The sequence below is a fragment of the Peptoniphilus catoniae genome (genome assembly GCF_901447155.2).
GTDB lineage: Bacteria > Bacillota > Clostridia > Tissierellales > Peptoniphilaceae > Peptoniphilus_E > Peptoniphilus_E catoniae.
Genome location: NZ_LR588414.1, coordinates 348133 through 373112, shown reverse-complemented (window position 1 = coordinate 373112; position 24980 = coordinate 348133). Strand labels below are relative to the sequence as shown.

Here is a 24980-nt window from a genome sequence, read left to right as displayed (position 1 = left end):
GAATAAAATTTGTCCTTTCCCTAATATATTTTATTGCATCATCTGTTTGCATTTCCTGTCACCATTTCTTTATATAACAATACAGCACTTATCGTCTTTGCATCCATTATTTCTCCACGCATAACCATTTCCACAGCTTTGTCGAAAGCTACCGTTTTGCTTTCTATAAATTCATCATCATCAAGATTCTTTTCGGTCTTTTCAAGATCTTTTGCAAAAAATATATAAATTTTTTCATTGCAAAATCCTGGAGATGTATAAAATTCAGTTACATATTCAATTTTACCGGCTTTAAAACCTGTTTCCTCTTCAAGCTCCCTTAAAGCAGCTTCTTTAGGGCTTTCTCCATATTCAATTAAGCCTGCAGGAACTTCGCAAAGCACCTTATCTACAGCTTTTCTATATTGATCTACAAGTATTATTTCTCCCTGATTATTTACCGCCAATATAGCAACTGCCGGATCATGCTCTATAAGCTCTCTCTTTGAATACTTTTTATTAGGAAGCTCCACAGTTTCAACCTTTAGGCTTAAAATTTTACCCTCATATATTTTGTCGGTTTTCATGGTCCTTTCTAAATTATCCATATTATTCTCCTTCTTTTGTAAGCATTTCCTCCGCCGCTTTTAGTGCGGTTTGAGTTATATTAATTCCTCCTATTAATCTTGCAAGTTCTTTGATTCTATCATTTCTACTTAATTTTCTTATGTTTGATATTACTTTGTTTTCATCTTGAAATTTTTCAATAACATAATGGGAGTCAGCTACAGAAACAATTTGAGGAAGGTGAGAAATGGCAATTACTTGTCTACAATTTGAAATCTTTTTTATCTTGTTCCCTACAATTTGTGCAGTGATTCCACTTATTCCACTGTCTATTTCATCGAATACAAGAGTTTGTATTTCATCTTTTTCAGCTAAAATACTTTTAAAAGCGAGCATTACCCTACTCATTTCTCCGCCTGATGCAATTTTTGAAAGGGGTTTAAAGTCTTCTCCTATATTTGTTACAATCATAAATTCCATATCGTCTATACCATCTTGTGACAAAGGCTTTTCTCTAAATTCAACTTTAAACTCCGCGTTTTTTATATTTAATTCAATTAATTCCTTTTGAATTTTTTCTTCAAATTTTTTAGATATGGATTTTCTTTCCTCAGACATTTTTTTTGCGAGTTTTAAGCACTCATTTTTTTCCTTTGAAATTTCATCTTCCAGGCTTTTCATTTCTTTTTCATAATTATTTAAAAATTCATATCTGGACTTCGTCTTATCAAGGTACTTATATATATCATTAACGCTATTTCCGTATTTCTTTTTTAAATTGTTTACAAGGTTTATTCTGCTTTCTAAATTTACAAGATCTTCTTCACTATAGTCTATTGAGTTCAGGTAGGATTCCAAGCTATGAGAAACTTCTTTTAACCTATACCTTATATCTTCCAGCTCATTGTAATAAGGCTCCAGGTCCTTGCTTGTATCCAAAATTTCTGTTATTAATGATATCAGCTTATCCATCATATCTTCTATTGATATGTTTTCGTAGCTGCTTTTTAAAAGTGTAACTGACTCTTGTATATTGTTTGAAATTCCTGATATGTTATTTAAAAATCTATACCTTTCTTCCAAATCGCTGTCATCTTTATCTGTTAAGTTCGCATCTTCAATTTCTTCAATTTGGTATTTCAAAAGATCTATCTCTCTATCTTTATCTAAGGTTGATTTACTCTTTTCTTGAAATTCTTCAATTAATCTATTTAGCCCTTTTACCTTTATTTCTAATAAACTAAGGTTATTTTTATGCTCAGCTGATCCGAAAGAATCTATAAGATCTCTTTGATTTGATTGGCTCATTAATGAAGTATTTTCGTTTTGTGCAAAAATATCTATAAGCTTATCAGTTATTTTTACTAATATAGAAGCTGGAACAGTCCTGCCGTTTACCTTTGTAATAGATGGTCTATCTTGTCTTATATCTCTTGAAATAACTATAAGATCACCCATTTCTATATTATTTTCTTTAAATATAGAACTTAGCCTCTCACTATAATTTGTAAATATAGCTTCTATATAGGCAAAATCTTTTCCTTTTTTTATTATATCTTTACTTGCTCTATCACCTAAAACCATCGAAAGAGCATCTATTATTATAGATTTACCTGATCCGGTTTCTCCTGTTAAAACATTTAATCCTGAACTGAACTCAACCTGTAAGTCTTCAATTATAGCAAAGTTTTTAATTGTTAATTCCAAAAGCATAAAATCACCTATTAATTAAATTCCAGTAAATCATCTGTTGAGTAAGGGGCATCTTCTTTTTCTGATTTTTCTAAATAAATTAAAAATTCAACATTGCCCTTTGTTCCTTTAATTGGAGAATATGTTATCCCAAGTATTCTTAAGCCTAGACTCTTGGACAAACGGACTATCTTTTCTATTACTTCTTTATGTACAGATTTATCCTTTACTATACCTTTTTTGCCAACCTTCTCTCTTCCTGCTTCGAATTGGGGCTTAATAAGAGCTACTATTTTACCTCCGTCTCTTACCAGCTCAAAGGCCTTAGGTAAAACAAGCTCAAGAGATATAAAGCTTACATCTATGGAAACAAAATCAATAGAGTCGCTAATTGTTTTTACATCAAAATTTCTTATGTTTGTTTTTTCCATAGATATAACTCTATCATCCACTTGGAGCTGATAGCTTAATTGATTATAGCCCACATCTATTGCATAAACTTTTTTTGCTCCATTTATAAGCATACAATGAGTAAAACCTCCTGTTGATGCCCCTATATCTACGCAGATTTTATTTTTTAAATCTATTTTATAAAGGTCTATAGCTTTTTCAAGCTTAAACCCTCCTCTACTTACATATTTCAAAGAATTGGGCTTAACTGTCAGTTTATCCTTATCATCTAAAAGCTGTCCAGGCTTATCAATTCTTAGGCTCCCTAAAAAAACTTCTCCTCCCATAATAAGCCTTTTTGCCTTTTCTCTTGATATTTCAGGATAGCTCTCAGATAATAAAAGGTCCGCTCTTATTTTAGTCATCAACTTCTCCTTGCTACCAACATATCAACATACTTCTCTAAGCTGTCAGTATTGTGTTTCAGATTTTTAAGCTCTTCCTTTGCCCTTAGTGTAAGATTGTTAATTCTCTCTTCAAGTTCTTCCTTGGTCTTGTGGTTACTTATGGTGCTTTTATTTTTATTATCATCCAGGTCCTCATCAATAAGGTCATCTTTTATTTGATAGGCTATCCCTATACAGTTGGAGAATTCTTCTAATGAGGCTATTTCTTCATCAACAGCCCCTGCCATTATTGCTCCCGATACTATAGATGTTCTAATTAAAGCGGCGGTTTTTAACTTATACATATTTTCAAAAATGTCAATTTCTGTGTCTTCCCCACAGTTAAGATCTATTACCTGTCCACCTATCATGCCGTGAGTTCCTGAAGCGTTAAATATATATTTCATAGCCTTTACGGCTCTTTTTAAATCTTCAGGCTCATCTAGATACTGTTCCAGATTTTTTGAAAGTATCTCAGCAGACATATTAAGCAATCCGTCACCTGCAAGTATTGCTATGGCTTCTGAATATACCTTGTGATTAGTAGGCTTACCTCTTCTTAAATCATCATTATCCATAGCGGGCAGGTCGTCATGTATAAGAGAATAGGTGTGAATCAACTCCATAGCTACTGCATAGGGAAGTACTTTTTCATAATCTCCATCCCAATCCTCATCTTTTATTGCAGCGTAAGTTAGTAAACATAAAATAGGCCTTACTCTTTTACCGCCTGAGGAAAGGGAATAAATCATAGATTCATAAACTACTTTTTGATAGTCATCAATTACTGAAAAATTCTTAAATATACTGTTATCGATTAACTCTATTAAATCTTCATTATTCTTCATCTGATTCACCTATATGAAAATCCTCCTCCTTAAGGGCATCTCCTTCCCCAGTAAGAATCTTCACCTTTCCTTCATATTCATTTAAAATGTTGGAGCAGTATTTATAAAGTTTTAAACCCTCCTCATATTTTTTAATTGATTCTTCTAAAGTAATATCTTCAGATTCCAAAGCCTCTATTATTTTTTCAAGTTTTAAATAGGCGCTTTCATAACTCTCACTCATGGGCTCCACCTCTTAACTTTATATTTTCTACCAAAGCATCTACACTTCCATCTGAAAAGTCTATACTGATTTTATCTTTAAGGCTAAGCCTTGATGCACTTATTAAAAGCCTGCCGTTTTTATCTCTTATACTAACTTCCTTTGACGGGTTAAAAAATTCAATATTTGCTTTTAAGTTAGCCAAATTTTCTCCTGACTTTCTAAGTCTTTCTAAAATCACAAAAACTAACTTATTTCTGAGTAAATTTAAATATTCTCTTTTTTTATCAACTACAATTGAAAGATTTTTAGACTTTAATTTATCATTTAAAATTTCAATTTTCAAATTTTCTTTTCTTATTAGGAGTTCGGGAGATTTTAACCTAAGCTCCAAAGCTTTTAAAATATTTTTTTCACTCGTTAGCTTGTTTTTAAAGCTTTGGTTAAGGCTTTTGCTTAAATTATAAAGCAAAACTTCTTTTCTTTTAATATCCGGTTTTTTATACCTTAAAATTCTATTTAAATAATCTATATTTTTTCTATTTGAGCTTAAAAAATTTTTAAGATCAAGTTTTAAATATTTAGCTTTATCATTTAAATCACTTGAGGATTCATTTAATTTATTTATAATCTTATTGTCCATGGAATTCTTTAACAGAAAAAGTGAATTATTAAGATCTTCTCTGCTCATAGATACTAATTCTGCGGCTGCCGATGGTGTTGGGGCTCTTAAATCACTTACAAAATCAGTTATTACAAAATCAATTTCGTGACCTACAGCCGATATTACAGGAGTATCTATACTATAAACTTTCCTTGCAAGATCTTCATCGTTAAATGAAAAAAGTTCCTCCAAGGATCCTCCCCCTCTTGTCAAGACTATTACATCAACCTTATTTTCTAAATAATCTAAAGCCTTTATAAGGTCATCTACAGATTTATCCCCTTGAACGTTAGCAGGATATAAAATTATATCAACTGTAGGATTTCTTCTTTTTAATACATTTATAAAGTCTCTAATGGCTGCACCTGTAGGTGAAGTAATAACTCCAACCCTTCTCGGAAAATATGGTGTATTCTTCTTGTGATCTTTGGAGAAAAGTCCTTCTTCATTAAGTCTATCTCTTAGATAAATAAACTTCTCATATAAGTTCCCAATTCCTAAAACATTTACTTCTCTTATGTATATATTTAAAGCTCCATCTCTTTCATAGATAGAAACTGACCCTCTAGCTTCAACATTATCTCCGTTCTTTAGATCCATCTTTAAATTTCTTGCATCATTGGAGTAAATAATACCGTTTATTTTAGCCTTGTCATCCTTTAAAGAAAGGTAGATGTTACCATTTGAATGCCTATTTATGTTTGAAATTTCTCCCAATACCAAAATATCACTTAAGAGGTAGTCCATGGCTATATATTTTTTTATATATCTATTAAGTTCGCTCACCTTTATTGCTGCCATAGTATCACCATTAAACAAGAAGGGAGAGCCTTAGGCTCTCGCTATAAATTTCTGTAAATACTCCCCAAGATTCCGTTTATAAATTTAGGAGACTCATCCGATCCAAATTCCTTTGATATTTCAACCGCTTCATTTATAGATACCTCAGATGGTATATCGTCTCTATATAATAATTCGTAAACTGCAATTCTCAGTATACTCCTGTCTACTTTTGCCAGCCTGTTAAAACTCCAAGTGTGAAGATTTTCAATTATTTTATTATCAATATCTTCAATGTGTTCTAAAATAACAGGTACCGTTTTTTCTATATAATCTATTTCAGTCTTGCTAAAATCAAAGTTCTCTAAAAAAGTCTCAAGACCCTCTATGGAAAAATCATCATTAATATCCATTTGAAAAAGAACTTGCATTTGTCCAATACGAGACTTTTTTCTACTCATATTATGCCCTTGCTTTCTCTTTGTCCGGCAAGGCTATACCTGACACGTGAACATTTACTTCCACAACCTCAAGATCCGTCATGTTTTCAACTGCCTCTTTAACTTTATCCTGAACATTTTTACATACTTCAACTATGTTTTTTCCATAAAGAATAGTTATAAATATTTCTACTATAGCTTCCTTTTCGCCTATGTCAACTTTAACTCCCTTGGAAGTATTTTTTACTCCAAACATTTCAGTTACACTTGACTTTAAATCAGACTGTATATTTACAACGCCATCAACAGATTCCGCAGCTACTGTTGATATTGCGGAGATTACATCTTCAGTTATTTTTACTTCGCCTTCTCCACTTGTTTCTATTAAATAGTTATCAGTCATTGTACACCTCCACTATAATCATGTCTTTGCCTCATATTATAACAAATGCTACAATGTTATTCAATTTTTTGAAGATATAAAAAATCCACCGGTCATCCGGTGGATCAACGTATTAATAATTAGTCTTCTTGACAAGAACAAGACTCATCTGTACAAGCACAATCTCCTTGTACGTCTAATTCGTCATCATAAAAATCATCATCATAATCAAAGTCTTCATAGTCGTCATAATCATCATAGTCGTCTTCATCGTCATATACATAATCTTCAAGATCTGACAAATCTTCATCAAGTAAATCCAAATAATCTTGAAGTTCCTCTTCTTGTGCCTTTACTTCTTCTGCCATTTCTGATATTACATCAATTAATTCAAGTAAAAGTCTACCTTCTTTTGTTTCAGAATCGATTTCATATCCTTCTGCTAATCCTTGAAGATAAGATATTCTATTAATAATGTTTTCCATAAAAATTTCCTCCTATGCTCTTGACATATACTCACCACTTCTGGTGTCAATTCTAATAATGTCTCCTGTGTTAATAAAAAGCGGAACATTTAGTGTAAATCCTGTTTCTACAGTAGCGGGCTTTGATCCACCTGATGATGTATCTCCCTTTACTCCTGGTTCTGTATGAGTTACTTCCAATTCTACAAAATTTGCAGGCGAAACTCTAAAGGGCTTTCCCATATGGAAGTTAATTTGTGCTACATCATTTTCACGCATGAAGTTTAAAGCATCTTCAACAATTGCTTTTTCTAAAGGTATTTGCTCATATGTCTCATTATCCATAAAATAATAAAGACTGCCGTCATTATATAGGTACTGCATTTCTTTAGTTTCAATTACCGCTTTTTCAAATTTTTCTGACGGATTAAATGTAGTGTCTTTAGTTGCTCCGGTTAAAACAGATCTTATTTTTGCTCTTACAAAGGCTGCTCCCTTTCCCGGTTTAACATGTTGAAAATCAAGTACTTCATAAACTTCATTATCCATTATAAATGTTAAGCCTTTTCTAAAATCACCTGCTGTAATCATAATTTACCTCCTAAATTTTCTCTAAAAGTATTATATCAATATAGGTCTAAGCTATCAAGTTTTAATTGGATTTTAAATCCCTCTTAATGTTGTAAAGTTCAGGTTTAATAAAATTTTCAATTATTTTACCATACATGTCTATATTATCAAAATCATAATTAGATATAAGATTGTTTTCAGAAGCTCTTTCAAAATTAATAGTTATTCCTTCTACTGAAATCCTGGCAGGGTTATCTAAATATTCTATATTGTTTCTTAAAATCATAATTCCCTTAAGGCCAAGGTTGTTATTTAAATATATTTTATTTACATCTACTATTCCTCTTAAGTCTATATTATCAACTATACAAAGACTTCCTCTATCCTGTTTTAAGTAAATGCTTTTATTGTGTGGATATTTTTTAAGAGAAGTTTTTACAATTCCTATATCCCCATTTTCTTTGACTGTTTCTTCTTCTTTATAAATATTAAAATAAAGTCCATCTTTTTCTAAAAAATAATCTCCTTCATCAAGATATATGTATTCAACATAAGTAAAATCTTTATAGTTTATATTTTCAAAAGCTTCTTTGCTTTCAAGTAAATCTTCTTCATTTGTTGTAGATGAGTTTAAAACCCCCGCTCCTTTTAAATAGATTTTATTTACTATAGTGCCTGATGCAAAGCATTTGGATTCTATATCCTTATAGTCTAAGGATGCTTCCATTAGAAAGCCTTTTTTGGTAAGACTGTTGTCTAAACTTAGTTTAATATACTCATTGCTTATATCCTCTATTAAATCTTCAGGCTTATAATCTATTTCGTGTCTGTCTTCAAAGTAAACGGTCTTTACTTTATCCTTAAAAGAATCCTCTGACAAGGCTATGTTTATTAAAGACTCAGCATATAGCTGAGACTGTATATTATTTTCTTCGTTTGAACTTATAATCAAGTTGTTTTTAAAGCTTTCCAGCAAAAACGAAATAAGTGTAACTATAATACTTATTACAACTATGGTAACTATGTATGTAAATCCGTTTCTTTTCACTTGAATTCCTCAAAGGTTCTATTTGCAATTATAAGGGTCTTTTGATCTTTAACATTATCTCTATTAAAATCAAATTCCATAATTATCTTATCTCTTTCAAATTTACAGCTCACTTTGTCAACTCCGGATATAATATTATTAACTCCGAATTTTCCATAAAATTCCCCGGATGTGATTTTACTGTTTGTATTTAGAGCATATCTTTTTAAGGTATTACCCTTAGTAACATAGTATATATATTTATACTTTGAGTTTTTACTCTTTCTTTTTTCACTCTTATCAACTCCCATAAGATTTACTAAAGTAAAACCTAAAGATTCAGAATTTTTATTTGCAATAATATAATCTGCCGAGCTTATTTCTCCATAAATATAATTTAGAGCAAAATAGCTGTCATTATACATTTCATCGCTTGTGCTGACGAGTTTAGAAGTTTTTAAAGTATTTAGAAAAATTGTCGAAAGTATTGTAAATACCGTTAAAATAAGAGCGGTTGATACAACAAGTTCAATTAGAGTAAAGCCTCTTTTTTTGTAAAATTTTTTCAAACTTTATTTCACCCTTATCTTCGTCTTCTATGTAAAGAAAATATCTTACTAAATTATCTCCCAAGTCTTCTTTTTCAATTCTATACTTGTATTTTTCAGGTATAATTATTTCATATTTATCAGAACCCATATAGGCAGCTGATGTTATTAACTCAATTTGATTTTTTGATACCTGATACAGTTCAGACCTTTGCTTTAATTTGTTTCTTGCAAGAAGCAAATTTGTAATGGCAGGTATAAGAAGACTGGCAACTATAAAAATTAGACTTATTGATAATAAAACATCAAGAAGGATAAAACCTTTCTTTTTACTTCTAACCATTTTTTAAATTAACCTTTCCAGTTACAGGTTCAACAGTAATTTCATAAAGCTTATTAGAAATTTTAAAATAAATAGTTTGAGATGTATCCTTTGATGAAATACCGTTTTTGGTAAATTCCAAATTTATAAGACCATTGGATTTAAGAATTAAATCCTTTGAATAGTCAAATCTTTCTTCATAATCACCACAAGATATTTCATAATAGTCCTGAGAAAGGAAAAACCTTGCTCTTTTTCTTTTAGACATGGCAAGATTTCTCGTATATTTAATGTCTCTTACTATTTTTTCCAAATCTTTTTTTGCACGATATTCTCCAGATGTCTTGTGATTGTATAAACCTATAGTCATTAAACTTGCCAATATGGCAATTGATACTACCAGCTCAATTAAAGTAAATCCTTTTTTCTTCAAAGTTTTCCCTCAATATCATATATCTTAAACTCCCCTGTGTCATTTCCCGGAGCCGGCTTAAAATAAATTCCCTTTAGATTTTCTATATTCCCTGCATCAATTTCATTTACTCCCCTTGTCAAGCCTTCATCAAAGGGTACTTTATAACCATTGTAATAACCCATTTCTCCTAACTGGTCCTTAAAGCTTTCAATTTTTAATTTTAAATCTTTTACATTTACGCTGTTATCAAACAAAATTAAAATTTCCTTATTCTGACTTTCAGGTGAAATTACATAATTAATAGTCATTTCATTGTCGTCATTTTTAAGAAAAATAAGATTTTTCTCATCTGAATAAAGCTTAAAATTTGCAGTGTCAAATTCTTTGGTGTTATAATCAGGTATCAATTCCCCTACAGGTACATCTTTATCGGTTTTATCTAAAAGAGATCCGCTTGCAAAGATCCTATTTTTAACTTTCTCATCTTTAGAAGGTGTCTCTGTGACCAAATTCTCATTACTTGAATTTTTTTCATTATTTATCTTAAGCTTATTGTCATCTTCCTTAAGGGATTCATTTATTCTTTCACTAAAATATGCTTTTTTTAAATCTATATCCTTATCTATAGGCTCGCTTTCAACTATTGTAGGCAAAATAGCTTTTGAATTTTTTGAACCTTTATTTATCTCAGCATAGCACTTATATTCGTTCTGAGATTCTTTGACAATATTTAGATTTTCAAAAACCAAATAATCAGACAATCTTTTAATGTCTTTTATATTTTTCTTTTCTATTGTAAATTCCAAGGACCTTCTATTTTCAAAATCTTCAATTTTATTAATTTTAATTGTATTTCCTTTAAAGCTCTCTATATCTTCCTTATTATTTAAATTAGAAAGCTCTAATTTGCCATTTCTAAGCAAACTTTCGTTTTCTTTTTGCAGCTCAAGGGCTTTTTTATATACTTCCTCTTTCATTTTTACGTTATTTTTTGTTTCGTCTACTAACATTGCAGAGTCTTGTAAACTTACATATTTGTTAGAAATAAAAAGGCTATAAATTATAAGCTCAAATATTATAAAAAATAAAATTATCAATAAATATTTTTCTCTTTTTGACAAGTTTAAACTTTTAATTTTATCTGAAAAGGTCATCTTATCACCTACTCGCCGATTTTATTTATAAGTTCCTTTCCGAAATTTTTTCTTGAAATCTCAACTAATCCAAGCTTAGTATAGCCATGTATTTTACTCTTTGAGTAATCTTTATTAAGCTCTCTTTCTAAAATTTTTAGAATATTGTCTCTATACTGCTTATTATTCATATTTATAAAATCTATTAAAATTATTCCCGATATATTTCTAAGGATTACCTGCCTTGCAATTTCTATGGCTGCAGACTCATTTACCTTGTATATAAATTCTTCCTTGTTTAAGCCTTGACTGAAGTTTGCAGAATTTACATCTATGGCAGTTAAAGCCTCTGTCTTTTCTATTAGAATATTGCCTCCGCATAAAAGGTCCACTTTTTTTTCAAAAAGATTCTTGTAGTCTCTAATGAGTTTATCTTCATAAATTATTCTAAACCCTTCATCTAAGCTTATCTTATATGTATTTTTGTATTTTTTGTATATATCTTTATTATTTGTGATTATATCTTCAAAATCCCTATTATTAAAAAAGCCATCTAATTCATTAAAATCATAAATAAGTTTAGGTACCGGAAGTAGATTTTCCTCAAGTAAAATATTTTCTCCTAATTTTTTTAAATTTTCATATTCTTTAAGGAATTCTTCTTTTCTCTCATAAGTTAAAGAAGATCTTATAAGAAGTCCCTTCATGTCCTTTTCTTTAACAAGATCATAAATCCATTTTTTATCTTTTCCTATAATTTTAGAAGAAAGCTTTACGAAACTTTCTCGTGGAAAGTAAATTAAATATTTGCCTTCTAAGGAAATCTCTCTTGAAAGAATAGGGTACTTATCCCCTTCAGGTAATTTTTTTACTTGAACTAAAAGATTGTCTCCCTCATTTATTAATTCTTCTTTATACAGTTTAATAATTCCTGTTCCTCTTGGTGTTTTAAGAAATCCTATATTTTGATTCTTAATTATTTTTTCTACTCTTGCTCTATAAATAGATTTAAGCTCAGATTCTTCAAGATCCTTAATCCCTATTATTCTATCTTTATAGTGCAAGGCTAGGTCTAGAGTTTTATCAATATAAATACGATTCATATAATTCCTTGTTCCTTAAAGCTGTAATAGTTTCCATTTCCTATAATAATATGATCAACTACCTCTATACCCAATATATTTCCCGCCTTCACAAGTCTATCTGTTAATGATATGTCTTGATTAGACGGCGAAGAATCTCCTGAAGGATGATTGTGCAAAAGAAGTATAGTATGTGCTCTAAAGTCTATTGCCGCTTTAAAAACTTCCCTTGGGTGGACTATAGTTGTATCTAGAGTCCCTGAAGATATAGTCCTTATAGTAATAATTTCTTTTTTTGTATTTAAAATTACTATTCTAAACTCCTCAGTAGAAAGATTTTTCATATCCTCCATTACAATATCTAAAATATCTTTTGGAGAAAGAATTCTCTTTTTATTAAACATACTTTCAGAAGCCATCCTTGATGCTAAGGTTATTGAGGCAATAAGCATGGAAGCCTTGCCTATACCTACTCCCTTAATTTTCATAAAATCATTAATTGATTTCTTTTTAAGAGCTGAGATACCTAGACTTGAATATTCAGGAAATCCGTTTAAAATCTCTTGTGCCAATTCTACAGAGGTTTTTGTTTTAGTCCCCGTCCTTATTATTAAGGCTATAAGCTCCGCATTAGTTAAAGACTCCGGCCCTTTTGCTAAAAGTCTCTCTTGTGGCCTGTCTTCTGCTGCCATTTCTCTTATAGTAAATTTTTTAATTTCATCTTTTTTATCTGCTTCCATGACTACACCTTAATAAGGAAATATTTAAAAGCCTTTGTAAGTCGCTTGCTATTTTAGAAATAGGCAGACCTACAATATTATAAAAATCCCCTTCTATTCTTTCTACAAGTAGAGATCCATAGCCCTGTATAGCATAAGCACCGGCTTTTCCAATGTATTCCTTCGTATCTATATAAGCTTTAATGTCATCTTCTGATAAATCTTTGAAATAAACTGAAGATTCTTCATAATTTGTATACTTTATATTATCATCTAGCCTAAATATTGAATAAGCTGTTATTACCCTATGACCAGAAGCTGAAAGTCTATTTATCATTCTATAGGCATCAGCTTCATTAGTAGGCTTTCCAAAAATTTCTCCGTCTATTTCCACTACAGTATCCGCCGACAAAACAAGCTCACTTTCATGTTCCTTTGCAACTGCTATACCCTTTTCAAAAGATAGTCCCATGGCAAGTTGTCTGGCATTTAAATAGTCCTTATTGTTTTCTTCTACATCTTTAGTTATTACTTTAAAATCTGTATACTTAGATAAAATTTCAAATCTTCTTTCTGATTTAGATGCAAGTATCATAATTGCTCCTTAAAAGTTTTTTTTAAATTTTCCAATGCCATATTTGCTACAAGTCCGACAAAATAACCTGTTATAATTCCAAATATCATCAAAAAAGGTAAATAAGAAAATATATTTGTACTGTTTAATACAATTGCCGCAACCGTTACTTGACCTATATTGTGAAATGTGGAGCCTATAATACTTATTCCTATAGTTGATAAATATTTATTTAAATATTTATGGCTTAATATCATTGCAAGGCTACTAAGAATAGCTCCGGCAAAGGAAAACATAAAAGAAGAAACAGATCCGGTTAAAAGCATCAAAAGCACTGTTTTTAATAGAGCTACCGTAAGACCTTCAGTGTATCCGAAGAAAATTATAGTAATAAGCACAACTGCATTTGAAAGTCCTGCTTTTGCTCCAGGTATTGAAAAAGGCATTGGAATATATAACTCAAGTAAGCCTAAAGCGAGACCTCCCGCCACAAGTAAAGATAAGAAAGTCATTTTTTTTGTATTCATTTTACCACCGCATCTATTTCTTTATCCTTATTTGAATCAATAGTTATTTCAAGTCTGTGAGGTAAACATATTATGGAATCGCCCTTGTTTTTTATTTCCCTTGCATGAACACAAACCTGATCCTTGCAGTCGGAATAAGTCATAAGAGCACCATCTTTTGTAATTTTAATTATATTTTTACCATATTCATTGTTAATTTCTATTTCTCTACCTATATTTTCTTCAATTGAATACTTTTTTTCTTCTTTCCCGTCAATGTTTATTAGCAAAGCTTTATTATCTTGGGTTAAGACCCTTTCATTTTTAATAATCATGGCAAAAGAAGCTATAAGTATAATTATAATAACTATGTAATCTCCCTTTTTCATAACATCCCTCAAGTAAATTATATCAGAAAGTCTACTTTATTAAAGGCGATTAGTATCAAGATCTAACATTAAAATAAGGACCTCTTCAATTAAATGAAGAAGTCCTTTAGAATCAGTCTGAATTTTTATTATTTACAAGTTCAGCTTCCTTGGCTTTAAGCTCTGCAAGTTTCTCCTGCTTTTTCTTTTCTGCGAGAGCTTTTGCCCTTTCTTTTATTTTTTCAACCTTTTCAGGGTATTCGCAGTATATAGCACCTGTTGGACATTTAGATACACAAATACCGCAATTAATACACTTGTCATAATCTATTGAAGCCAAATTTTCACTTACATGAATAGCATCCTTAGGACAATTCTTTTCGCAAAGACCACAAGATATACATCCTATTGAACAGTTTACCCTAACCTCTTTGCCTAAGTCCTTAGATGAACATTTTACTACTGTTTTTGAATCATAAGGCACTAGAGAGATTATTGACTTCGGACAAATACTTATACACTTTTTACATGACACGCATTTTTCTTTATCGACTACAGCTATACCGTCCTTTATATGAATTGCATCGTATTCGCAAACACTTACACAGGATCCGCCTCCTACACAGCCCGCTCCACAAGCTTTTGATCCTCTTTGAAAATCGGAGATAAGTCTGCAATCTTGAAGACCTTCATATACGTACTTGTTCTTTGCCTTTTCACAAGTTCCCTGACACAAAACACAGGCTGTTTGTCTTACTACGTCTGCTGCATTTACTCCAAGCAAATTTGCTATATTATCTGCAACAACCTTTCCCCCTATGGAGCAGGAATTAACAGGAGCTTTGCCACTTGCAATTGCAGCTGCAAGTCCATCGCATCCAGGGTAACCACATGCGCCGCAATTGGCTCCCGGAAGAGCTTGCCTAACCTTTACTACCCTTTCATCAACCTTAACTTCAAAAACCTTTGATGCAAATGAAAGAAGTGCTCCAAAAGCTCCTCCTATTACAGCAAGGATTAATGCCGGATATATAATTTGATTTAGTTCCATAACAGCCTCCTATATTAAACCTTTGAAACCTGAGAAGGCAAGTGCCATAAGACCTGCACTTATTAGTGCTATAGGCACTCCCTTTAAAGCTTCAGGAACTTCTGCATAGTCAAGTCTCTCTCTTAATGACGCCATAAGAATCAGTGCCATTGAAAATCCAACTGAAGCTCCAAATCCACTGAAAATAGTTTCTATAAGATTGTAATTTTCTTGAATATTAAGTACAGCTACCCCAAGCACAACACAGTTTGTAGTTATAAGAGGAAGATAAACTCCCATAGCTGTATATAGTGAAGGGGACATTTTTTTAATAACTATTTCAACAAATTGAACAAGTGATGCTATTACAAGTATAAAAACTATTGTTTGTAAATATCCAAGTCCTAATTTGTCAAGTATTCCATATTGAATGCACCAGGTAATAGCTGATGATAAAACTACTACAAAGGTTACGGCAACTCCCATACCTGTAGATGTTTCCACCTTTGATGAAACACCTAAGAAGGGACAGATTCCCAAAAACTGAGCAAATACATAATTGTTAACTAAAATTGTAGATATTAATATAGTAAATATTTTTCCCATAAAAATCATTCACCCTTCCCGTTTAAAATTTTTCTAAATCCTGCAATTAGAAATCCTAAAAGTATAAATGCACCTGCAGGCATTCCTAAAATTCCTATTCCAGGAAATGATTCAGGTAAAATTTGTTTTCCTAGTAAAGTTCCATATCCGAAAAACTCTCTAATAATACCCATGCTCATTACTGCCATCATATATCCCATTCCTGTTCCAAGTCCGTCAAGTATTGAAGGCAATAAAGAGTTCTTGTAAGCAAATCCTTCCGCTTCTCCTAAAATACAACAGTTTACAACTATAAGAGGTAGGAATATACCAAGAGCATTGTAAATAGGTTGAGAATAAGCTTGAAGTAACATTTGAACCAAAGTTACAAAGGATGCAATTACTACTATAAAGCAAGGTATTCTGATTTTATCAGGTATAATTTTTCTAAGTAGTGAAACTACTGAGTTGCTCATTATAAGAACGAAAGTTACAGCAATACCCATGGCTATTGAACTTGAAACTGCATTAGTAATAGCAAGAACAGAACACAGTCCTATAAGTTGCATGAAAACCGGATTGTTTTTAGTTAAAGCATTTAAAAATACTGATTTTGTTTTCATAATATCACCCTACTTTCCTTCTTTTAGCATATTGTTGTAAGCTTCAATTACCACATCTGTTCCCTGAAGCACACCTTTTGATGTTACTGTAGCACCACTAATCCATTTAATTTCATTTTCTCCTGCAGGCTCCTTAGAAATATTAAGTTCTCCTGTAGCTGACTTTTCAGGGAAAGAAGAATAATAATCCTCTTCCACTATAACGCTACCGAAGTTTTTAGTTTCCTGGTTGACTATATTTCTAAATCCTGCAATTTTATCATCTGCAATTCTAATTCCTATTGCATTGGTCATGGAGCCTCCAAATCCCTTGGCGGTATACTTAATACCGTAACCTACAAGGTCATCTCCCTTTTTTGCCAAAAATACTTCATTAATAGTTGGATAGGCTTCCTTAAGCTTATTAAGCTTAGCTTCGTCATATTCTTCAAAATTATCAGCAGCTTCTCCAAAAATTGCTTGATAAGATTCCATAGTTGCTTTATATTCAGCCTCGGCAATAACAGGTGCTGTGAAGCTGTTTACCAAAGCAAGTATTCCCGCTGATATGGCACAAAATGCAAATAAAATAATTCCGAATTTTAAAGGTTCTTTCATTTTGTCGCCTCCCCGTATGCTTCAGTTTTAGTAAGTCTATCAATAAGAGGTGTAACAACATTCATTAAGCATATTGCATAAGATACACCCTCTGCCATTGATCCTTTAGTTCTTATAATTGCAGTTATAATACCGCATCCTAAAGCAAATATAATTTTACCCTTGCGGTTAATAGGTGTTGATGAATAATCTGTAGCCATAAATACAGCTCCTAGGAAAAGACCTCCTCCAAATAATTCATAAGGTAGAATATTTACAGGTATTCCCAAAATAGCTAGAAAGACAGCTGTAGTTAATATATATATTACAGGCACATCAGGTCTTATTACCTTTCTATAAATTAAATAAATGGCTCCTATTAAAATAAGTATAGCTGAAGTTTCTCCAATAACTCCCGGAATATTTCCTATAATCATATCCTTTAATTCAGGAAGATCAGCAAAATTTCCTGCCTTTATAAGAGAAAGAGGTGTTGGACCACTTAGTGCATCTACAGGTCCAAAACCAGTAGGAGCTACATAATTTGTCATTTCTTTTCCCCATGAACCCATTAAAACAAGTCTTGCTCCAAGAGCGGGATTCATAAAGTTTGATCCTATTCCTCCAAAACAACCTTTTATTATTACCATGGCAAAAATTGAACCGAAAGCCGCCATCCAAAGTGGCATGGTAGCCGGTAAGTTAAAAGCTAAAAGTATTCCTGTTACCACTGCTGACAAGTCATTAATTCTAACCTCTCTCTTAGTAAGCTTTTGAAAAGCATATTCTGATCCAAGGCAAAAAATTACGCAAACAGCCAACAGTTTAATTGCATTAAGTCCGAAAAAGTATACCGAACCAAGTAAAGCAGGAACCATTGCTATAATTACATCAAGCATAATCTTACTTACAGTGTCATCAGTCCTGATGTGGGGAGCTAATGATACAAAGAACTCATCTCTGGGCATCATATTTTTTTGCTCAGTATTAGTATTTTTTTCCATATTCATTACTCCTTACTTCTTAGCCATTGATTTTAATCTTATTTCACGTTTTGCAAGCTTTATTGATGCTGATAGATTTCTCTTTGCCGGGCAAACAAAAGAGCATATACCACATTCCATACATTGATCAGCATGAAGCTGACTACAATAATCAACGTCATTCTTTAAAATTGCGGCATTAATTTCAGTAGGTCTTATGTTTGCCGGACAGTGATCAACGCATCTTGAGCATCTTATACAAGGACTTTCTTCCCCGTGATTGATTTCATTTTCAGTTAAGGCAAGTAAACCTGATGTGGTTTTAGTAACAGGAGATTTTAAATCAAAGACTGATTTACCTGTCATAGGTCCGCCACAAACAATATCCTTGTAATCTTCTGTAACTCCACCGCAAAATTCAATTATATCTTTTACCGGTGTTCCTATTTTTACCAAAATATTTTTAGGATGCTTTATTCCTTTACCACTAACTGTAATAACTCTTTCGTAAGAAGGTTTTCCTTCAACCATTGCTTCATAAAAAGCAAGAGTGGTACCTACATTCGTAAGAAAAACTCCTACATCATTTGTAACCTTATTTTGTGGTACTATTCTGTTTACAACAGCCTCTGAAAGTCTTTTTGAATCCCCTTGAGGATACTTAGTAATACAGCTTACTACTTTCAAATGCTTCCAAGCGTTAGTTTGTCCAATTCTTTCTTCCATTAGCTTTATAGCATCCGGTTTATTTTCCTCTATAGCCATATAGGAAACATCCTTGTTATAGAACTTTGAAAAGATATTTAATCCTTCCAAAATTTTATCAGTCTGCTCCAACATAATTCTATGGTCACAGGTTAAATAAGGCTCACATTCCGCCCCGTTAATAATACACTCATCAAGAACTAGATTTGTGCTTTTCAGCTTTGCATGTAAGGGGAATCCTGCTCCTCCCATGCCCACTATCCCTTTGTTCTTAATAAATTTTACTACATCATCAATAGGAAGATCCTCATAATTCAGTAAAGGATCACTCTCGGTCTTTTCACATAAACCGTCATTTTCTATTACGATGCAATCGCAATATCTTCCATCGGCAGTGTACATTTTCTCTATAGAAGTAACTGTACCCGATATAGATGAATGTACCGAACACGAAATAAAGGCCTCTGAATTGGCAATCATTTGCCCAATCTTTACCTTGTCCCCTTTAGCAACTATTGGAGTAGCTGGAGCTCCTATGTGTTGACTCACGGGTATGTATGCTGTTTTCGGTTCAGGCATAATCTCTATGGGCAACTTTTCAGTCAGTTCTTTATGTTCGTCCATATGAACTCCGCCAACCTTAAAAGTAAGATTATTTGTACTCATAAACACACCTCTTTAATTTATCAATTACATGATGTTACAAATAACACTTAAATAATTCTACCACTAAATTATTTTAATGTATATGATTTGGCTATCAATATTCACATCATGCTAACACTTAACACTTTATCATAAAACCATTCAAAATAAACAAAAAAACTCATATTTTATTATTCTTTTTTAAAATTTTTAGTCATATATTAGACGCAATCTTGGAAATACAAGTCTATTTATTAAGATTAAATCTCTTAACTTAAGCTTATCTCTTAATTATTAATAAAAAATTATTGATTTATTATAAAGTAAATGTTAAATTATATAAGAACACTTTGCCAAAGTGACGGAATTGGCAGACGTACCAGACTCAAAATCTGGCGATGGCAACATCGTGCGGGTTCAAGTCCCGCCTTTGGCACCAAGATCATTTTTACACACCTTTTTAAATTTAGTTAAAGATGAAAAAAAGAGCTTATTAATATTAATAAGTTCTTTTTTATTTTATGCTCCAATATAAAATTAGTTTTTTACTTACATATAGATTATTAAACTCCCAATATCTTAACGCTTTGTAAGTAAAAATTTTATAAGTAGAAGTATAGCTCTAGGGAAATATTTTTAACTTATAGTATAATAGTTTTACAAGGAGTGATAATCTTGAAGGAAAAAATATTAATTATAGACGGATCTTCATTATTTTTCAGAGCTTTTTATGCCCTTCCTCTTTTAAAAACTAAAAAGGGCTTATATACAAATGCTATTTACGGATTTATATCCATGCTTGAGAATGCCATTGATAAAATTAAACCTGACTACATAGTAACCTGCTTTGATATGAAGGGCAAAACCTTCAGATCAGACATATATAAGGACTACAAGGGCACGAGACAAAAGACACCAACCGAACTTGAACAACAGTTTCCAATAGTCCGCGAAATTCTTAAGGTAATGAATATAAATTTTTTGGAATCTCCCATATATGAGGCTGACGATATAGCCGGAAGTCTTGCAAAAATTGCAGTAGAGGAAAACTTGGATGCAATTCTTCTAACTGGAGACAGAGATTATTTTCAACTGGTGGACAAAAACACTCAGGTCCTTTTTACTAAAAAAGGTATTACCGACATGGATATTATTACTGAAGATAGTATAAGAGAAGATTATGACCTTAGTCCTGACCAACTAATTGACCTTAAAGGCCTTATGGGTGACTCTTCAGATAATATTCCGGGAGTGCCTGGTGTAGGTGAAAAAACCGCCTTAAAGCTTTTACATGAATTTAAAACTATGGAGAATCTTTATAATAACATAGATGAAGTGTCAGGGAAAAAGCTTAAGGAAAACCTTGAAGACAATAAAGCCCAAGCCTTTATGAGTAAAAAACTCGGTACAATAATAAGAAATGTTCCTATTGATAAAAGCTTAGAGGATTTTAAGCTAAAGGAATATGACTATGTGAATCTTTCTAAAATGTATAGGGATTTTGAATTTAACACCCTGCTTAAAAGATTGCCTGAAGAATACAGAAGGGAAATAATCGAGGAAACCTCAGAAGAGAATTTAAAGTATAGAGATATATCTATAGATAATGTTCTTAAAGAAATTGAAGAGGCTAAATCCTTCGCTTTTAAATTTATAACAGACGGTAAAATCTATGAGGGAGTTACTCCCATTTACCTTGCCTTAAAGGTTAAGGGAAAGGATCCTTGCTTAATTAGCCTTAAAAACATAAAGGACCTTCTTAAATTTAAAAATGTTTTTGAATCTGACAACATTGAAAAAATCGGACACGACCTGAAAGAAGATCTTATAATTTTAAGCTACTACGATATAAATATTAAAAATTATAGTCATGACAGTATAATTGCCGAATATATTTTAAACTCAACCCAGTCGGATTACCAAATAGATAATCTTTCCAATCAATATTTCTCCTTTAGTTATAAAAGCGAGGAGGATCTTCTTGGTAAAGGCGCAAAGAAAAAAAAGTTTTCTGATATTGACTACAGTGAACTTGCAAAATACTTCTCCTTTTATCTTAATACCGTCTATAAGCTTATGGACAAACAGCTTGAAAAGATTAAAGAACAGGAAATGGACAATCTTTACTATGAGGTTGAGCTACCCCTTGTAGAAGTCCTAAGCTCAATGGAACTTACCGGAATACGAACTGAAGAATCAATTCTCAATGAAATCGGTGCAGATCTTGATAAAAATATAAAAGACCTTGAAGAAAAAATTTATAAGGAATCCGGAGAAGAATTTAATATTAATTCCCCAAAGAAGCTTGGAGAAATTCTATTTGAGAAAATGAACCTCCCTGTAATTAAAAAAACTAAAACCGGCTACTCAACTAGTGCAGATGTTCTTGAGAAGCTCCAAGGAAGATCTGAAATTGCAAGCTACGTTCTTGAATATAGAAAGCTTGCAAAACTTAAATCTACTTATATTGAAGGACTTAAGGACTTAATAAATCCTAAGACAGGCAGAATTCACTCTCACTTTAATCAAACAGTTACATCTACAGGTAGAATATCTTCAACTGAGCCCAACCTTCAAAATATACCAATTAAGACCGAAGAAGGCAGACTTATAAGAAAGGCTTTAATGTCCTCTGAAGGTTGTGAATTAGTTGATGCAGACTACTCACAAATTGAATTAAGGGTGCTTGCCTCTATTTCTAAGGATAAGGATATGATTGAAGCCTTTAAAAACGGTGAAGACATTCACAGAAGAACAGCCTCTCAAGTTTTTCATGTGGATTTTGATGAGGTTACTCCCCTTTTACGTTCTCGTGCCAAGGCCGTTAACTTCGGAATAGTTTATGGAATTTCAGACTACGGATTATCACAAAACCTTAACATTCCAAAAAAAGTTGCAGGAGAATATATTGATAACTACCTTAACCACTACAAAGGGATTAAAAATTTTATGACTGAAGCAGTGGAGCTTGCAAAGGAAAAGGGCTATGCTAAAACTATTTTAAACAGGCGAAGATATATACCTGAACTTAATGCTAAAAATTATAATATTCGTTCTTTTGGAGAAAGAATAGCTATTAACACCCCTATACAAGGGTCAGCTGCAGATATTATAAAAATAGCCATGGTTAAAATTTATCAAGAGCTTAAAAATAAAAAGATGAAATCAAAACTCATACTCCAAATTCACGATGAGCTTGTAGTAGATGCAAGGGAAGATGAAAAGGAAGAAGTAAAAAAATTAATGATTAAAATTATGGAATCCACTGTTAATATGGATGTGGATTTAAAGGTTGACTTGGAAGTGGGAAAGAGTCTATATGAAACAAAATAAAAAAATAATCGCCCTTACAGGAAGCATATCTACAGGCAAATCAACTGTAGCAAATTTAATCAGAAACAAGGGCTATGAAGTTATTGATCTTGATAAAATCGGTCATGATCTTCTTAATGATAAGGAAATAATAAGAGAAATAGAATCCGCCTTTAATACCAGCTTTTCTAAAAAAGGTGAATTTAAAAGATCTCTTTTATCTAAGTATGTCTTTAAAAGCAAGGATAGACTTAACATTCTTAACTCCATAACCCACAAAAGGATTTTTGAAAAGCTTAATTATTTAATTAATAAATCCCAAGAAAAAATAATTTTTGTAGATATGCCCCTTTTAATAGAGCTAATAGATACCTTGGATCAGTATGAGTTTAGCTATGACGAGATTTGGTTAGTTTACTCCTCCCCGGACACTCAAATCAAAAGGCTTATGAAAAGGGATAAGATAAAAGAAGAAGAGGCTCTAATAAAAATTAAGTCTCAGCTTTCAATAGATGAAAAAAAGAAATATGCAGATAAAATTATAAACAACGAGTCAGATTTGCAAAACCTTGAAAATCAAGTTGAAGAGTTTCTAAAAAACTTAAATAAATAAAAACTATACACGTCGACTCCTATATAAGCGAAAATTAAAAACTTTATTATTTTAAATTAAAGGGTTCACAGTCTTATGTGAATCTTTTTTATTAGAAAAGTTTAAATAGACCTCTACCAAACCACCTATAAAAAACACAGCCTAATATTTTTATTTAGGCCGTGTATAAATTAATGGTGCGGAAGAAGAGACTTGAACTCTCACGCAATTTCTTGCACATGCCCCTCAAACATGCCTGTCTGCCGATTCCAGCACTTCCGCTTATCAATCTCCTGGTATTATAACACAAGGTCATTTAAAACTTCTATAAATTTATCAAGTTTTTGCACTTGAAGTAAATTTACTTTCTAAATTTTAATTATCTAATTTCAGTTTAAATAAAAACCGAAGGCTGCATTAGTCTCCGGCTTTATTTTTAATACATTCAAGAAATTATAAGCTTCTCAACTTTTAAATTAAATCTAAATCAAGCTCCATATAAATAGGCGCATGATCCTGTCTAGGTCCTGAATCCACCATTTCAGATTTTAAAACTGCTTTGGCAATTCTATCACTTACAAGAAAATAATCAATTCTCCAGCCTGAATTATTTATCTTGCTGGTTTTTGCCCTTTGCGCCCACCAACTATAAACCCCTTCAACATCTCCATGAATATATCTGAAGGTGTCTGTAAAACCGCTTTTTAAAAGTTCGCTAAAGCCTGCACGTTCTTCATCAGTAAAGCCTGCTGAAAACCTATTATTTGCAGGGTGAGCTAAATCTATTTCCTTATGGGCCACATTAAAGTCCCCTGTTGCAATAATAGGTTTTATTTTATCAAGATCCTTTAAATAATCAGTATACTTTATATCCCATTCCTGTCTGTCAGGAAGCCTCTCAAGCTTTGAACCCGCATTAGGTGTATAGACCTGAGTTAGAAAGAACTTGTCAAATTCTAAGGTTATAATTCTTCCTTCATAATCCATTGTAGACGGTGCGTTAATTTCAGGATAGCTTACAACCGGTTCAAATTTTTCTTTATACAAAACCATGTTACCTGAATATCCTTTACGTGCAGGCTCTTTAGAAGATACCCATTCATATTTGTATCCTTTAAATATATCAAATAGTATCTCAGAGTGTTTTTTACTCGGTCCCTTAGCCGGAAGCTTAGTCTCCTGTATGGCAATAACATCCGCATCATAATCATTTATAGTATTAAGAACATCTCTTGACATAAGAGCACGAGGCGAATCTCCCGTAAGTGCCGCATTTAAAGAGTCAATGTTCCACGAAATAAACTTCATCTATATCACTCCTATTGTTTTCTTTAATCTATTTTAATTATACAGGTTATTTGAATAAAATGAAATTTATTAATTATGCAAGTAAATTTTATCCTATTTTTCTTAATATACATTTATAATTGCAGTTTTTTGATTAAGTTAAAAAAGCACAAGAAATCCATGGGTTCCACAAGCTTTAGGATTTCCTGTGCTTAATTATTGGTATTATATTACAAGATATATAGGCTCACTAAACCTTGAATAAGGCCTATAATAAAGCCTAAAATAAGACCTAGCCATTCTATAGCCTTAAGCTCCCTTGATGCAACCTGAATAACTAAGTTTTCAAGATCAGGGCCTTTAAACTGTTAATCTTTTCTTCAATAAGGGCTGCAAGATCCACCTTTTCTCTTATTTGTTTTTCCGCTGTATCTTTAAAATCCTTAAATAGCTTAGGAGACTCTTTTTGAACCTTTTCATTTAGTTTTCTTACCAATTGTTCTTGAATGGGAGTCGGTAAAAAT

Annotated in this window: 30 protein-coding genes, 2 tRNA genes and 1 pseudogene; 3 read left to right on the top strand and 30 right to left on the bottom strand. The window is 31.9% G+C overall.

The window, feature by feature from the left end; genetic code table 11:
* Positions 1-59 precede the first annotated feature (59 nt).
* From PEPCATONIAE_RS04420 to rsxC, 26 genes and pseudogenes are all read right to left on the bottom strand, one after another.
* A pseudogene (locus PEPCATONIAE_RS04420) lies at positions 60-587 on the bottom strand (NUDIX hydrolase); the annotation flags it as partial.
* Between the two features lies 1 nt (position 588).
* Positions 589-2259, bottom strand: a complete 1671-nt coding sequence (recN, locus tag PEPCATONIAE_RS04415; RefSeq protein WP_138159749.1) for a DNA repair protein RecN — start codon at positions 2257-2259, stop codon at positions 589-591.
* A gap of 11 nt (positions 2260-2270) precedes the next feature.
* Complete coding sequence (locus PEPCATONIAE_RS04410; RefSeq protein ID WP_138159748.1) at positions 2271-3053, bottom strand: TlyA family RNA methyltransferase; 783 nt, start codon at positions 3051-3053, stop codon at positions 2271-2273.
* Positions 3053-3922, bottom strand: a complete 870-nt coding sequence (locus tag PEPCATONIAE_RS04405; protein WP_138159747.1) for a polyprenyl synthetase family protein — start codon at positions 3920-3922, stop codon at positions 3053-3055. Before PEPCATONIAE_RS04405 ends, PEPCATONIAE_RS04410 begins: the two co-directional genes overlap by 1 nt.
* Entirely contained in the window at positions 3912-4145 is a 234-nt protein-coding gene (xseB, locus tag PEPCATONIAE_RS04400) for an exodeoxyribonuclease VII small subunit (RefSeq protein WP_138159746.1), read from the bottom strand. Before xseB ends, PEPCATONIAE_RS04405 begins: the two co-directional genes overlap by 11 nt.
* The gene (gene xseA, locus PEPCATONIAE_RS04395) at positions 4138-5589 is read right to left on the bottom strand and encodes an exodeoxyribonuclease VII large subunit (protein ID WP_138159745.1); all 1452 of its coding nucleotides are present in this window, start codon (positions 5587-5589) and stop codon (positions 4138-4140) included. The genes xseB and xseA overlap by 8 nt, the downstream gene beginning before the upstream one ends.
* Before the next feature lie 41 nt (positions 5590-5630).
* Entirely contained in the window at positions 5631-6029 is a 399-nt protein-coding gene (gene nusB / locus PEPCATONIAE_RS04390) for a transcription antitermination factor NusB (RefSeq protein WP_138159744.1), read from the bottom strand.
* 1 nt (position 6030) lies between these two features.
* On the bottom strand, positions 6031-6411 hold the full coding sequence (locus PEPCATONIAE_RS04385; RefSeq protein WP_138159743.1) for an Asp23/Gls24 family envelope stress response protein: 381 nt from the start codon (positions 6409-6411) through the stop codon (positions 6031-6033).
* 119 nt (positions 6412-6530) lie between these two features.
* Positions 6531-6875, bottom strand: a complete 345-nt coding sequence (locus tag PEPCATONIAE_RS04380) for a CD1247 N-terminal domain-containing protein (RefSeq protein ID WP_138159742.1) — start codon at positions 6873-6875, stop codon at positions 6531-6533.
* A 12-nt stretch (positions 6876-6887) separates the two neighbouring features.
* Positions 6888-7445: an elongation factor P gene (gene efp / locus PEPCATONIAE_RS04375; RefSeq protein ID WP_138159741.1), complete on the bottom strand. Its 558-nt coding sequence runs from the start codon at positions 7443-7445 to the stop codon at positions 6888-6890.
* Between the two features lie 61 nt (positions 7446-7506).
* A complete protein-coding gene (locus PEPCATONIAE_RS04370; RefSeq protein WP_138159740.1) occupies positions 7507-8472 on the bottom strand; it encodes a hypothetical protein in 966 nt (321 codons plus the stop codon).
* Complete coding sequence (locus PEPCATONIAE_RS04365; protein ID WP_138159739.1) at positions 8469-9020, bottom strand: PilW family protein; 552 nt, start codon at positions 9018-9020, stop codon at positions 8469-8471. The genes PEPCATONIAE_RS04370 and PEPCATONIAE_RS04365 overlap by 4 nt, the downstream gene beginning before the upstream one ends.
* The gene (locus PEPCATONIAE_RS04360) at positions 8980-9342 is read right to left on the bottom strand and encodes a type II secretion system protein (RefSeq protein WP_138159738.1); all 363 of its coding nucleotides are present in this window, start codon (positions 9340-9342) and stop codon (positions 8980-8982) included. The genes PEPCATONIAE_RS04365 and PEPCATONIAE_RS04360 overlap by 41 nt, the downstream gene beginning before the upstream one ends.
* Positions 9335-9754 (bottom strand): pilus assembly FimT family protein, encoded by a 420-nt coding sequence (locus PEPCATONIAE_RS04355; RefSeq protein ID WP_138159737.1) that lies wholly within the window; start codon positions 9752-9754, stop codon positions 9335-9337. Before PEPCATONIAE_RS04355 ends, PEPCATONIAE_RS04360 begins: the two co-directional genes overlap by 8 nt.
* The gene (locus tag PEPCATONIAE_RS04350; RefSeq protein ID WP_138159736.1) at positions 9751-10890 is read right to left on the bottom strand and encodes a hypothetical protein; all 1140 of its coding nucleotides are present in this window, start codon (positions 10888-10890) and stop codon (positions 9751-9753) included. The genes PEPCATONIAE_RS04355 and PEPCATONIAE_RS04350 overlap by 4 nt, the downstream gene beginning before the upstream one ends.
* A gap of 8 nt (positions 10891-10898) precedes the next feature.
* Positions 10899-11972, bottom strand: coding sequence for a ribonuclease E/G (locus PEPCATONIAE_RS04345; protein WP_138159735.1), 1074 nt, complete (start codon positions 11970-11972; stop codon positions 10899-10901).
* The gene (gene radC, locus PEPCATONIAE_RS04340; protein ID WP_138159734.1) at positions 11969-12691 is read right to left on the bottom strand and encodes a RadC family protein; all 723 of its coding nucleotides are present in this window, start codon (positions 12689-12691) and stop codon (positions 11969-11971) included. Before radC ends, PEPCATONIAE_RS04345 begins: the two co-directional genes overlap by 4 nt.
* Positions 12678-13265, bottom strand: coding sequence for a Maf family protein (locus PEPCATONIAE_RS04335; protein ID WP_138159733.1), 588 nt, complete (start codon positions 13263-13265; stop codon positions 12678-12680). The genes radC and PEPCATONIAE_RS04335 overlap by 14 nt, the downstream gene beginning before the upstream one ends.
* Entirely contained in the window at positions 13262-13771 is a 510-nt protein-coding gene (locus PEPCATONIAE_RS04330) for a Gx transporter family protein (RefSeq protein WP_138159732.1), read from the bottom strand. The genes PEPCATONIAE_RS04335 and PEPCATONIAE_RS04330 overlap by 4 nt, the downstream gene beginning before the upstream one ends.
* Positions 13768-14139 carry a NusG domain II-containing protein gene (locus PEPCATONIAE_RS04325; protein ID WP_138159731.1) on the bottom strand — a complete coding sequence of 124 codons (372 nt, stop codon included), beginning with the start codon at positions 14137-14139 and terminating at the stop codon, positions 13768-13770. The genes PEPCATONIAE_RS04330 and PEPCATONIAE_RS04325 overlap by 4 nt, the downstream gene beginning before the upstream one ends.
* 112 nt (positions 14140-14251) lie before the next feature.
* Positions 14252-15169, bottom strand: coding sequence for an RnfABCDGE type electron transport complex subunit B (locus PEPCATONIAE_RS04320; protein ID WP_138159730.1), 918 nt, complete (start codon positions 15167-15169; stop codon positions 14252-14254).
* 9 nt (positions 15170-15178) lie between these two features.
* Positions 15179-15754: an electron transport complex subunit RsxA gene (gene rsxA, locus PEPCATONIAE_RS04315; protein ID WP_138159729.1), complete on the bottom strand. Its 576-nt coding sequence runs from the start codon at positions 15752-15754 to the stop codon at positions 15179-15181.
* A 5-nt stretch (positions 15755-15759) separates the two neighbouring features.
* Complete coding sequence (gene rsxE / locus PEPCATONIAE_RS04310; protein WP_138159728.1) at positions 15760-16356, bottom strand: electron transport complex subunit RsxE; 597 nt, start codon at positions 16354-16356, stop codon at positions 15760-15762.
* A gap of 9 nt (positions 16357-16365) precedes the next feature.
* Entirely contained in the window at positions 16366-16953 is a 588-nt protein-coding gene (locus PEPCATONIAE_RS04305) for an RnfABCDGE type electron transport complex subunit G (RefSeq protein ID WP_138159727.1), read from the bottom strand.
* Entirely contained in the window at positions 16950-17936 is a 987-nt protein-coding gene (locus tag PEPCATONIAE_RS04300; protein WP_138159726.1) for an RnfABCDGE type electron transport complex subunit D, read from the bottom strand. The genes PEPCATONIAE_RS04305 and PEPCATONIAE_RS04300 overlap by 4 nt, the downstream gene beginning before the upstream one ends.
* A 12-nt stretch (positions 17937-17948) precedes the next feature.
* A complete protein-coding gene (gene rsxC / locus PEPCATONIAE_RS04295) occupies positions 17949-19286 on the bottom strand; it encodes an electron transport complex subunit RsxC (RefSeq protein WP_138159725.1) in 1338 nt (445 codons plus the stop codon).
* A 331-nt stretch (positions 19287-19617) separates the two neighbouring features.
* On the opposite strand from rsxC, the gene PEPCATONIAE_RS04290 reads away from it, so the two are divergent.
* From PEPCATONIAE_RS04290 to coaE, 3 genes are all read left to right on the top strand, one after another.
* Positions 19618-19704 (top strand) — tRNA-Leu (locus PEPCATONIAE_RS04290).
* 233 nt (positions 19705-19937) lie between these two features.
* Positions 19938-22598 (top strand): DNA polymerase I, encoded by a 2661-nt coding sequence (gene polA, locus PEPCATONIAE_RS04285; RefSeq protein ID WP_428842297.1) that lies wholly within the window; start codon positions 19938-19940, stop codon positions 22596-22598.
* Entirely contained in the window at positions 22585-23190 is a 606-nt protein-coding gene (gene coaE, locus PEPCATONIAE_RS04280) for a dephospho-CoA kinase (RefSeq protein ID WP_138159723.1), read from the top strand. Before polA ends, coaE begins: the two co-directional genes overlap by 14 nt.
* Before the next feature lie 174 nt (positions 23191-23364).
* On the opposite strand, the gene PEPCATONIAE_RS04275 is transcribed toward coaE, so the two are convergent.
* From PEPCATONIAE_RS04275 to PEPCATONIAE_RS04260, 4 genes are all read right to left on the bottom strand, one after another.
* Positions 23365-23451: transfer RNA gene (locus tag PEPCATONIAE_RS04275), tRNA-Leu, on the bottom strand.
* A 189-nt stretch (positions 23452-23640) separates the two neighbouring features.
* Positions 23641-24477, bottom strand: coding sequence for an exodeoxyribonuclease III (locus tag PEPCATONIAE_RS04270; protein WP_138159722.1), 837 nt, complete (start codon positions 24475-24477; stop codon positions 23641-23643).
* A 209-nt stretch (positions 24478-24686) separates the two neighbouring features.
* Positions 24687-24761, bottom strand: coding sequence for a hypothetical protein (locus tag PEPCATONIAE_RS08770; protein WP_428842296.1), 75 nt, complete (start codon positions 24759-24761; stop codon positions 24687-24689).
* A 32-nt stretch (positions 24762-24793) separates the two neighbouring features.
* Positions 24794-24952 (bottom strand): hypothetical protein, encoded by a 159-nt coding sequence (locus PEPCATONIAE_RS04260; protein WP_180339348.1) that lies wholly within the window; start codon positions 24950-24952, stop codon positions 24794-24796.
* Positions 24953-24980: the final 28 nt, after the last annotated feature.